Here is a 9821-nt window from a genome sequence, read left to right on the forward strand (position 1 = left end):
TCAGATTGCGACAGGCAGGAATACGGCAACCCGGTTATACCGGATTGATGTGTCGGTTCATCGTGAAACGGGGGCGATGGCCGGCATGCGGAGGGCCACGCCGATCCTTACATATTGCATACGATTCACCGGACACATGTCGTATGTGAGACAGTCCTCGGATCAATGTGATATTTCGGACATGAAAAACTGCTAATGTCGCCTCTTTCGGACTTGGATCCCAGCACTACCGCCGGAAGTGGCCTGAGCCGGCATCGACCCATTCATCCATGACAAGAAATCGCTTCGTTATGCGGCGCGTTGCCACGACTCTGCTCGTGGCCGGCATCATCGCTTCGCAGGCCGCCTACGCTCAGGTCACGCTCAATTTCGTGAATGCGGATATCGACCAGGTCGCGAAAGCGATCGGCGCCGCGACTGGCAAGACCATCATCGTCGACCCCCGCGTGAAGGGGCAGCTCAATCTCGTGGCCGAACGGCCGGTGCCGGAAGACCAGGCGTTGAAGACGCTGCAGTCGGCACTGCGCATGCAGGGCTTCGCACTCGTGCAGGATCACGGCGTGCTGAAGGTCGTGCCGGAAGCCGACGCGAAGCTGCAGGGCGTGCCGACCTATGTCGGCAATGCGCCGCAGGCACGCGGCGACCAGGTGATCACGCAGGTGTTCGAGCTGCACAATGAATCGGCGAACAACCTGCTGCCCGTGCTGCGGCCGCTGATCTCGCCGAACAACACGGTGACGGCCTACCCGGCGAACAACACGATCGTCGTGACCGACTATGCGGACAACGTGCGCCGCATCGCGCAGATCATCTCGGGCGTCGACAGTGCCGCGGGCTCGCAGGTGCAGGTCGTGACGCTGCGCAACGCGAACGCGATCGACCTCGCCGCGCAGATGCAGAAGATGCTCGACCCCGGTGCGATCGGCAACAGCGATGCGACGCTGAAGGTGTCGGTCACGGCCGACCCGCGTACCAACTCGCTGCTGCTGCGCGCGTCGAACGGTTCGCGCCTCGCGGCCGCGAAACGTCTCGCGCAGCAGCTCGACGCGCCGAGCGCGGTGCCCGGCAACATGCACGTGGTGCCGCTGCGCAATGCCGATGCGGTGAAGCTCGCGAAGACGCTGCGCGGGATGCTCGGCAAGGGCGGCAACGACAGCGGCTCGTCGGCGTCGTCCAACGATGCGAACAGCTTCAACCAGAACGGCGGCTCGTCGTCGAGCGGCAACTTCTCGACCGGCTCGTCCGGCACCCCGCCGCTGCCGTCGGGCGGCCTCGGCGGCTCGTCTTCGTCTTCATCGTCGTACGGCGGCTCGTCCAGTGGCGGCGGTCTCGGTTCGGGCGGCCTGCTCGGCGGCGACAAGGACAAGGGCGACGACAACCAGCCGGGCGGGATGATCCAGGCCGACGCGGCGACCAACTCGCTGATCATCACCGCGTCCGATCCGGTTTACCGCAACCTGCGCTCGGTGATCGACCAGCTCGATGCGCGGCGTGCGCAGGTCTACATCGAAGCGCTGATCGTCGAGCTGAACTCGACGTCGCAGGGCAACCTCGGCATCCAGTGGCAGGTGGCGAGCGGCCAGTTTCTCGGCGGCACGAACCTGAACCCCGGGCTCGGCCTGGGCAACAGCATCATCAACCTGACGGCCGGCGGTGTGGCCAACGCCGCCGGCGGGATCACCGGCGGCGGGCTTGCCTCCAATCTCGGGCAGTTGTCCCAAGGGCTCAACATCGGCTGGCTGCACAACATGTTCGGCGTGCAGGGGCTCGGCGCACTGCTGCAGTATTTCGCGGGCGTGAGCGACGCGAACGTGCTGTCGACGCCTAACCTGATCACGCTCGACAACGAGGAAGCGAAGATCGTCGTCGGCCAGAACGTGCCGATCGCGACCGGCTCGTATTCGAACCTGACGAGCGGCACGACGAGCAATGCATTCAATACCTACGACCGTCGCGACGTCGGCCTGACGCTGCACGTGAAGCCGCAGATCACCGACGGCGGGATCCTGAAGCTGCAGCTCTATACCGAGGATTCGGCGGTCGTCGCCGGCACGACCAGCGCGCAGACCGGCCCGACCTTCACGAAACGGTCGATCCAGTCGACGATCCTGGCCGACAACGGCGAGATCATCGTGCTCGGCGGCTTGATGCAGGACAACTACCAGGTAACGAACAGCAAGGTGCCGCTGCTCGGCGACATTCCGTGGATCGGCCAGCTGTTCCGTTCGGAATCGAAGGTGCGCGCGAAAACCAATCTGATGGTGTTCCTGCGCCCGGTGATCATCTCCGACCGCAATACCGCGCAGGAAGTCACGGCAAACCGTTACGACTACATCCAGGGCGTGACGGGCGCGTACAAGTCGGACAACAACGTGATGCGCGACAAGGACGACCCGATCGTCCCGCCGATGCCGATCGGCCCGAGCCAGGGCGGCACGGCCGCCGGCAACCTGTTCGATCTCGACAAGATGCGTCGCCAGCAGGTACAGCGCCAGGTAGTGCCGGTGCCGGCCCAGCCGTTGCCGGAGGCGACGCCCGCGCAGCCGCAAAGCGTGCCGCAGCAGGCCGTGCCGCAACAGCCGCTGACCGCCACGCCGGGAGCCTCGCAGTGAGCGACGTGCTCGCGTCTTCCGCCCACGACGGCGCGCCGGGCGAACGCCAGCCGCCGTCGCCGCTCGCCGCGCGGCTGTTGCCGTACGGCTTCGCGAAGAGCGGCCAGGTGCTGATCGCGCACCAGCTCGACGACACGCTCGAGGTGTGGATCAGCGAACGCACGAGCGATGCTGCACTCGCGGAAATCGCCCGCAACTTCGGTTCGATCGCCGTGCATCGCGTGCCGGCCGACGAGCTCGCGCAGGCGATCAACCAGGCCTACGCGCGCCAGGACGGCAGCGCCGCGCAGGTGGTCGGCGAGGTCGAAGGCGAAGTCGACCTGTCGCGGCTGATGCAGGACATCCCCGAAGTCGAGGATCTGCTCGAGTCGGAAGACGACGCGCCGATCATCCGGATGATCAACGCGCTGCTCACGCAAGCGGCGCGCGAACAGGCGTCGGACATTCACATCGAGCCGTTCGAGAATGCATCGGTCGTGCGCTTTCGCGTCGACGGCACGCTGCGCGACGTCGTGCGGCCGAAGAAGGCGTTGCACGGCGCGCTGATCTCGCGGATCAAGATCATGGCGCAGCTCGACATCGCGGAGAAACGCCTGCCACAGGACGGCCGCATCACGCTGCGCGTCGGCGGCCGGCCGGTCGACGTGCGCGTGTCGACGCTGCCGACCGGGCACGGCGAGCGCGCGGTGCTGCGTCTCCTGGAAAAGGATGCGCAGCGCCTGAACCTCGAAGCGCTCGGGATGGGCCGCGACACGCTCGTCCAGTTCGACAAGCTGATCGCGCGTCCGCACGGCATCGTGCTCGTCACGGGCCCGACCGGTTCGGGCAAGACGACGACGCTGTATGCGTCGATGTCGCGGCTCGAAACCGCGACGACCAACATCATGACCGTCGAGGATCCGATCGAATACGACCTCGGCGGCATCGGCCAGACGCAGGTGAACGAGCGGATCGGGATGACCTTTGCCCGTGCGCTGCGCTCGATCCTGCGCCAGGATCCGGACGTGATCATGATCGGCGAAATCCGCGACCTCGAAACCGCGCAGATCGCGGTGCAGGCGTCGCTGACGGGGCACCTCGTGCTCGCGACGCTGCACACGAACGATGCGGCTTCCGCTGTCACGCGTCTGACCGACATGGGCGTCGAGCCGTACCTGCTCGCGTCGTCGCTGCTCGGCGTGCTCGCGCAGCGTCTCGTGCGCCAGCTCTGCTCCGCCTGCAAGGAAGAGCGGCACGAGGACGGCCGCACCGTGTGGCATCCGGTCGGCTGCGACAAGTGCGGCCATTCGGGCTATGCGGGCCGGCGCGGGGTGTACGAATTGCTGCTGGTCGACGAGTCGATCCGCTCGCTGATCCACCGCAACGCAGCCGACGCGGAGATTCTCGCCGCCGGCCGTGCGGATGGGATGCGCACGTTGCGCGACGACGCCGAGCGCTGGCTCGCGTCCGGCGCGACGTCGCTCGAGGAAGTGCTGCGCGTGACGGGAGGCGCATAGCGCGATGCCGGCATTCCGTTTCGAAGCAATCGATTCGGCGGGACGCGCGCAGAAAGGCGTCATCGATGCCGACAGCGCGCGTGCCGCGCGCGGCCAGCTGCGTACGCAGGGGCTCACGCCGCTCGTCGTCGAGCCGGCCGCCAGCGCGACGCGCGGGGCGCGTTCGCAGCGGCTCGCGTTCGGCCGCAAGCTGTCGCAGCGCGAACAGGCGATCCTCACGCGCCAGCTCGCGAGCCTGCTGATCGCGGGGCTGCCGCTCGACGAGGCGCTCGGCGTGCTGACCGAGCAGGCCGAGCGCGACTACATCCGCGAACTGATGGCCGCGATCCGCGCCGAGGTGCTCGGCGGCCATTCGCTCGCGAATGCGCTGGGCCAGCATCCGCGCGATTTTCCGGAAATCTACCGCGCGCTCGTCGCGGCGGGCGAACACACCGGCAAGCTCGGCATCGTGCTGTCGCGCCTCGCCGACTACATCGAGCAAAGCAACGCGCTGAAGCAGAAGATCCTGCTCGCATTCACGTATCCGGGCATCGTCACGCTGATCGCATTCGGCATCGTCACGTTCCTGCTGAGCTACGTCGTGCCGCAGGTCGTCAACGTGTTCGCGAGTACGAAACAGCAGCTGCCGATCCTCACGGTCGTGATGATGGCGCTGTCGGAATTCGTGCGGCACTGGTGGTGGGCGATCCTGATCGCGTTCGTGCTCGTCGTGTGGTTCGTGAAGGCGACGCTGTCGCGTGACGGGCCCAGGCTCGCGTTCGACCGCTGGGTGCTGACCGCCCCGCTCGCGGGCAAGCTCGTGCGCGGCTACAACACGGTGCGCTTCGCGAGCACGCTCGGCATCCTCACCGCGGCGGGCGTGCCGATCCTGCGCGCATTGCAGGCGGCCGGCGAGACGCTGTCGAACCGCGCGATGCGCGCGAACATCGACGATGCGATCGTGCGCGTGCGCGAAGGCTCCGCGCTGTCGCGCGCGCTGAACAACGTGAAGACGTTTCCGCCGGTGCTCGTGCACCTGATCCGTTCGGGCGAAGCGACGGGCGACGTGACGACGATGCTGGATCGCGCGGCCGAAGGCGAAGCGCGCGAGCTCGAACGCCGCACGATGTTCCTGACGAGCCTGCTGGAGCCGCTGCTGATCCTGGCGATGGGCGGCATCGTGCTCGTGATCGTGCTGGCGGTGATGCTGCCGATCATCGAGCTGAACAACATGGTGCAGTGACGTGGCGGCCTGCGTGTCAGGCCCGCCGACGTTCAGCGCATGTAGATCGCGGGGGACGGCGTGTTCGCCGGGAGCTGGATTTCGGCGCGGGCGCCGTTGCGGTCGATCACGATCGAGCGCGGGCGGACTTCGGCGAGTTTCGCGCCGGACGTGACGTCCGCGCCGAGCGACACGGCGCGGGGCGGTTCGCCGCCGACGCCGACGATCGCGGCGGCGCCGCGGTCGAGCGACAGGATGCCGAACAGGTGGATGTCCTGGACGGGATTCTTGTCGAGCTGACCGCCGAAGAGCGCCGCGGCGTCCTCGGTGCGGATCGGCAGCCGCGCGGCGGCGGCGGGCAGCGGCGCTTCGCGGGCAGACAGCGTGACGACCCAGTAGGTGGCCGTCGCGCACAAACCCGCGAAGAGGGCTAGGGAGAGGATCCGGATCGAGAGCGCGTTCATGCGCGCTATTGTACGGATGTATATGAAATTTGCGTTGGGTGAAAGCCCTCGGCGATGCGCGCCTTACAATGCGTGCTCCGCGCCCGCGGGTTCGGAAGCTTGCTGTCAGGCAATTGTCCGGTGCGCCGGGTGCGTCACTCAATCGACGACATTTTTTGGAAAGAGGTAGTCACTCATGCAAACGTGGATCACTCGCCGCAACGCGGCCGTGCGTCGTCAGCGCGGTTTCACGCTGATCGAGATCATGGTGGTGGTCGCGATCCTCGGGATCCTGGCGGCGCTGATCGTGCCGAAGATCATGAGCCGCCCGGACGAGGCACGCCGCATCGCCGCGAAGCAGGACATCGGCACGATCATGCAGGCGCTCAAACTGTACCGTCTCGACAACGGCCGCTATCCGACCCAGGAGCAGGGCCTGAATTCGCTGATCCAGAAGCCGACCACCGATCCGATCCCGAACAACTGGAAGGACGGCGGCTACCTCGAGCGCCTGCCGAACGACCCGTGGGGTAACGGGTACAAGTACCTGAACCCGGGCGTGCACGGCGAAATCGACGTGTTCAGCTACGGCGCCGACGGCAAGGAAGGCGGCGAAGGCAACGATACCGACATCGGTTCGTGGCAATAAGCCGGCACTGATCGCCCCGACGTTTCAATCCCGTTCTTCATGCTCGCCATTCGCACGACCTTCCGCTGCGGCCGCGATTGCCGTGTGCGTCGCGGCGCGGTGTCGTCCGTACCGGCGCGTGCCGATGGCGGGCGGATGAAGCGCGGCGCGCGGCATCGCCGCGCACGCGGCTTCACGCTGCTCGAAATGCTGGTCGTGCTTGTGATCGCGGGGCTGCTCGTGTCGCTCGCGTCGCTGTCGCTGACGCGCAATCCGCGCACCGACCTGCGTGAAGAAGCGCAGCGCGTCGCGCTGCTGTTCGAGACGGCCGGCGACGAAGCGCAGGTGCGCGCGCGGCCGATCGCATGGCAGCCGACCGAGCACGGTTTCCGGTTCGACGTGAGCTCGCCCGACGGCTGGCGCACGCTGCGCGACGACCTGCTGCGCCCGCGCGACTGGGACGGCGGCGTCACGGGCGCCGACATCGACTATCCGGGGTCCGACACGCACGCGAATCGCGTCGTGTTCGGCACCGAAAGCATCGACACGCCGGTGCGCGTGACGTTGCATTCGGCTGTCGGCAGCGCGACGATCGTCGGCACCGGCAACGGCCGCTACGAGGTGCAATGACGATGCGTCGTCGCCTGCCCGGTTCCGCTTCTTCATCCCGAGGCTTCACGATGATCGAGGTGCTGGTCGCCCTCGCGATCATCGCGGTCGCGCTCGCCGCGTCGATCCGTGCGGTCGGCACGATGGCGACCAACGCGTCCGACCTGCATCGCCGGCTGCTCGCGGGCTGGAGCGCCGACAACGCGCTTGCGCAGTTGCGGCTCACGCATGCATGGCCGGAGGTCGGCGAACAGAGTTTCGACTGCTCGCAAGGCAACGTGCAGCTCGTCTGCACGCAGCGCGTGAGCACCACGCCGAACCCGGTGTTCCGGCGCGTCCGGATTTCGGTGAGCATGCCCGGCCATTCCGGCGTGCTCGCGCAAATGGTGACGGTGGTCGCGAATGAAACCAGCCGTCCGCTCTGACGCGCCGATGCGACGCCCGTTCGCCCGCCCCGCCCGTGGCTTCACGCTGATCGAGCTGATGATCGCGATCGCGATCCTCGCGGTGGTCGCGATCCTCGCGTGGCGCGGGCTCGACCAGATCATGCGCGGCCGCGACAAGGTGGCGGCCGCGATGGAAGACGAACGCGTGTTCGCGCAGATGTTCGACCAGATGCGCATCGACGCGCGGCTCGCCGCGACCGACGACGAGGCCGGCCAGCCGGCGATCGGCGTCGCCGGCAATACGCTGCAGATCGTGCGCGAGCTCGAGGTGCCGGGCGCGGCGCCGCGGCTGCAGGTGGTCCGCTACCGGATCGCCGGCGGGCGTGTCGTGCGCTACGCATCGCCGCCGATCGACGACGCGAACCGGCTGCGGACCGTGCTGAAGGACAGCAGCGTCGAAGGCTGGAGCTGGGTCGCGTTGATGGGCGGCGTCGGCGCGATCGACGCGAAGCTGTACGTGCCGCGCGTGGGCTGGACCACCAACCTGCAGACGGCCGATGAAGCACTCGCGCAGAACAACGACGCGCTCAAGGTGCCGCAGATCGGCAACGCGCCGCCGACGCGCGCGGTGACGGGGCTGCAGGTCAGCATCGGCGCGACGTCGCTGCGCGTGCCGGTCACGCGCATCTTCCTCGTCGGGGAATGACGATGCGCGTGCGCCCTTCCCGTCCATCCTCCCGCAGCCGCGCCGCCGCACGCGTGCGGGCACGCGGCCGCCAGCGCGGCGCCGCGATCATCACCGCGCTGCTCGTCGTCGCGCTGTCGGCGATCCTCGTGTCGGGGATGCTGTGGCGCCAGCAGGTGCAGATCCGCCGCATCGAAAACCAGCGCGTGATCGCGCAGGCGCAGTGGGTCGCGCGCGGCGCGCTCGACTGGACGCGGATGATCCTGCGCTCCGAAGGCGACACGGCGCCCGGCATCACCTATCTCGGCGGGATCTGGGGCGTGCCGATCGCGAAGACGAAGCTGTCGGATTTCCTCGGCCGGATCGGTGCACCCAACGACAACGGCGGCGAGGACACCTATATCTCCGGCTCGATCGAGGACGCGCAGGCGAAGTTCAACCTGCGCAACCTCGTGTCGTCGCCGGCGCCCGGCGTGCTGCAGCTGAACGTCACGCAGCTCCAGGCGTTCCAGCGCCTGCTGACGACGCTCGGCTACGACGGTGCGTTCGCGAAGCGCATTGCGCTGCAGGTGCGCGCGGGCCTGCTGCACTCGGCGACGCGCTTCCAGATGCCGAACCTGCCCGGCGGCGGCGGCACCGCGGCGAACGCCGCGACCGCGCCGGTGACCAGCGGCGACATGCAGGGTAGCGGCTTCACCGACGATCCGGGGCTCTCCGGTGGCGATCGCGGGCCCGCGCCGCTGATGATGACGAGCGTCGACAGCCTGCTCGACGTCGACGGCGTGACGCCCGAAATGGTTGCGCGGCTGCGCCCGTTCGTCACCGTGCTGCCGACCACGACGCCCGTGAACATGAACACCGCGCCGGCCGAAGTGATCGCCGCGCTGGTGCCGGGGATGAGCGTGTCGTCCGCGCAGGCGCTCGTGTCGCGCCGCGAGACCGTGTTTTTCCGGAACGTCGGCGACGTGCAGCTCGCGCTGCGCGGGGCCGGCGCGCCGCCGAACGTGACGATCGACTCGAGCCTCGTCGATGTCAATTCGAGCTATTTCATCGTGCACGGCCGGATCCAGCACGATCGCGCGGAGGTCGACCGCACCTCGCTCGTGTATCGTGATCCGACCACGCACTCGACGCGGGTCGTGCGTATCCGCGACCAGCTATAACGACGCCAATCGGGAGAGGAGCTCTTGTGAGCACGTTGATTGTTTCTTTGCCGCCGCGCGAGCCTGCCGTGCCGTTGCAGGAATGGCAGTGGCCCGAGCTGCCGTTCACGCTCGTCGACAAGGCCGGCCAGGTGCAGCGCGCGGGCCGCGCCGCGCTCGCGCTGCTGCCGCGCGCGAATGCGACGGTGTTGATCGTCGCCGCGCGCGACGTGCTGCTGCTGGCCGCGACCGTGCCGCCGCTGAAGGGGCCGAAGCTGCGCCAGGCGCTGCCCAACATCGTCGAGGATCAGCTGATCCAGGATCCGCTCGGCTGTCACATCGCGCTCGATCCGGCCGCGCTGCCCGACGGGCGCCGCGTGCTGGCCGTCGTCGATCGCGCGTGGTTCCGCACGATCTGCGAAGCGTTCACGGCGGCCGGCCACCGGCACCTGAGCGCGGTGCCCGCCACCCGCTGCCTGCCGGCGCCGCGTGCGTCGGCCGAAACGGCATCGACCGCGCCGGCCGACGGTGAGACTACCGACGCCGCCGCGCTTGCCGCGGACGCCGCCGAGCCGCCTGCCCGCCCGGCGACGGTCGCCGCGGTGCTCGGGCTCGCGAC

General features: G+C 68.1%; 10 protein-coding genes. 9 read left to right on the top strand and 1 reads right to left on the bottom strand.

All coding sequences use genetic code 11. From position 1 onward, the window contains the following. The first annotated feature begins 269 nt into the window (after positions 1-269). Genes gspD through gspF form a run of 3 tightly spaced genes read left to right on the top strand, consistent with a single transcriptional unit; the run spans position 270 to position 5330 of the window. Positions 270-2612 (top strand): type II secretion system secretin GspD, encoded by a 2343-nt coding sequence (gene gspD, locus BLA15945_RS22965; protein ID WP_059232817.1) that lies wholly within the window; start codon positions 270-272, stop codon positions 2610-2612. Beyond that, entirely contained in the window at positions 2609-4108 is a 1500-nt protein-coding gene (gspE, locus tag BLA15945_RS22970; RefSeq protein WP_174993444.1) for a type II secretion system ATPase GspE, read from the top strand. Before gspD ends, gspE begins: the two co-directional genes overlap by 4 nt. A gap of 4 nt (positions 4109-4112) precedes the next feature. Then, complete coding sequence (gene gspF, locus BLA15945_RS22975) at positions 4113-5330, top strand: type II secretion system inner membrane protein GspF (protein ID WP_059232819.1); 1218 nt, start codon at positions 4113-4115, stop codon at positions 5328-5330. 32 nt (positions 5331-5362) lie between these two features. On the opposite strand, the gene BLA15945_RS22980 is transcribed toward gspF, so the two are convergent. Further along, positions 5363-5773 carry a type II secretion system protein N gene (locus BLA15945_RS22980; RefSeq protein WP_059232820.1) on the bottom strand — a complete coding sequence of 137 codons (411 nt, stop codon included), beginning with the start codon at positions 5771-5773 and terminating at the stop codon, positions 5363-5365. Between the two features lie 175 nt (positions 5774-5948). Here BLA15945_RS22980 and gspG point away from each other — a divergent pair, with 175 nt between their 5' ends. The 6 genes from gspG to gspL all read left to right on the top strand — a co-directional run. After that, a complete protein-coding gene (gspG, locus tag BLA15945_RS22985; RefSeq protein ID WP_034188200.1) occupies positions 5949-6401 on the top strand; it encodes a type II secretion system major pseudopilin GspG in 453 nt (150 codons plus the stop codon). Positions 6402-6440: 39 nt separating this feature from the next. Then, positions 6441-7010, top strand: a complete 570-nt coding sequence (locus BLA15945_RS22990; RefSeq protein ID WP_174993445.1) for a GspH/FimT family pseudopilin — start codon at positions 6441-6443, stop codon at positions 7008-7010. Then, positions 7007-7414 carry a type II secretion system minor pseudopilin GspI gene (gene gspI / locus BLA15945_RS22995; RefSeq protein WP_081051772.1) on the top strand — a complete coding sequence of 136 codons (408 nt, stop codon included), beginning with the start codon at positions 7007-7009 and terminating at the stop codon, positions 7412-7414. The genes BLA15945_RS22990 and gspI overlap by 4 nt, the downstream gene beginning before the upstream one ends. Continuing rightward, on the top strand, positions 7392-8081 hold the full coding sequence (locus BLA15945_RS23000; RefSeq protein ID WP_081051773.1) for a PulJ/GspJ family protein: 690 nt from the start codon (positions 7392-7394) through the stop codon (positions 8079-8081). The genes gspI and BLA15945_RS23000 overlap by 23 nt, the downstream gene beginning before the upstream one ends. Positions 8082-8083: 2 nt before the next feature. Next, positions 8084-9223: a type II secretion system minor pseudopilin GspK gene (gene gspK / locus BLA15945_RS23005; RefSeq protein WP_174993446.1), complete on the top strand. Its 1140-nt coding sequence runs from the start codon at positions 8084-8086 to the stop codon at positions 9221-9223. Between the two features lie 26 nt (positions 9224-9249). Beyond that, positions 9250-9821: type II secretion system protein GspL (gene gspL, locus BLA15945_RS23010; protein WP_233464279.1), on the top strand; the 572-nt coding region annotated here is incomplete at its 3' end.

Source organism: Burkholderia arboris (genome assembly GCF_902499125.1).
Classification (GTDB): domain Bacteria; phylum Pseudomonadota; class Gammaproteobacteria; order Burkholderiales; family Burkholderiaceae; genus Burkholderia; species Burkholderia arboris.

Excerpts from the sequence above, each read along its gene's own strand:
- gspD (WP_059232817.1), top strand. The coding sequence starts at position 270 with ATGACAAGAAATCGCTTCGTTATGCGGCGCGTTGCCACGACTCTGCTC.
- gspF (WP_059232819.1), top strand. The coding sequence starts at position 4,113 with ATGCCGGCATTCCGTTTCGAAGCAATCGATTCGGCGGGACGCGCGCAG.
- BLA15945_RS22980 (WP_059232820.1), bottom strand. The coding sequence starts at position 5,773 with ATGAACGCGCTCTCGATCCGGATCCTCTCCCTAGCCCTCTTCGCGGGT.
- gspG (WP_034188200.1), top strand. The coding sequence starts at position 5,949 with ATGCAAACGTGGATCACTCGCCGCAACGCGGCCGTGCGTCGTCAGCGC.
- BLA15945_RS22990 (WP_174993445.1), top strand. The coding sequence starts at position 6,441 with ATGCTCGCCATTCGCACGACCTTCCGCTGCGGCCGCGATTGCCGTGTG.
- gspI (WP_081051772.1), top strand. The coding sequence starts at position 7,007 with ATGACGATGCGTCGTCGCCTGCCCGGTTCCGCTTCTTCATCCCGAGGC.
- BLA15945_RS23000 (WP_081051773.1), top strand. The coding sequence starts at position 7,392 with ATGAAACCAGCCGTCCGCTCTGACGCGCCGATGCGACGCCCGTTCGCC.
- gspK (WP_174993446.1), top strand. The coding sequence starts at position 8,084 with ATGCGCGTGCGCCCTTCCCGTCCATCCTCCCGCAGCCGCGCCGCCGCA.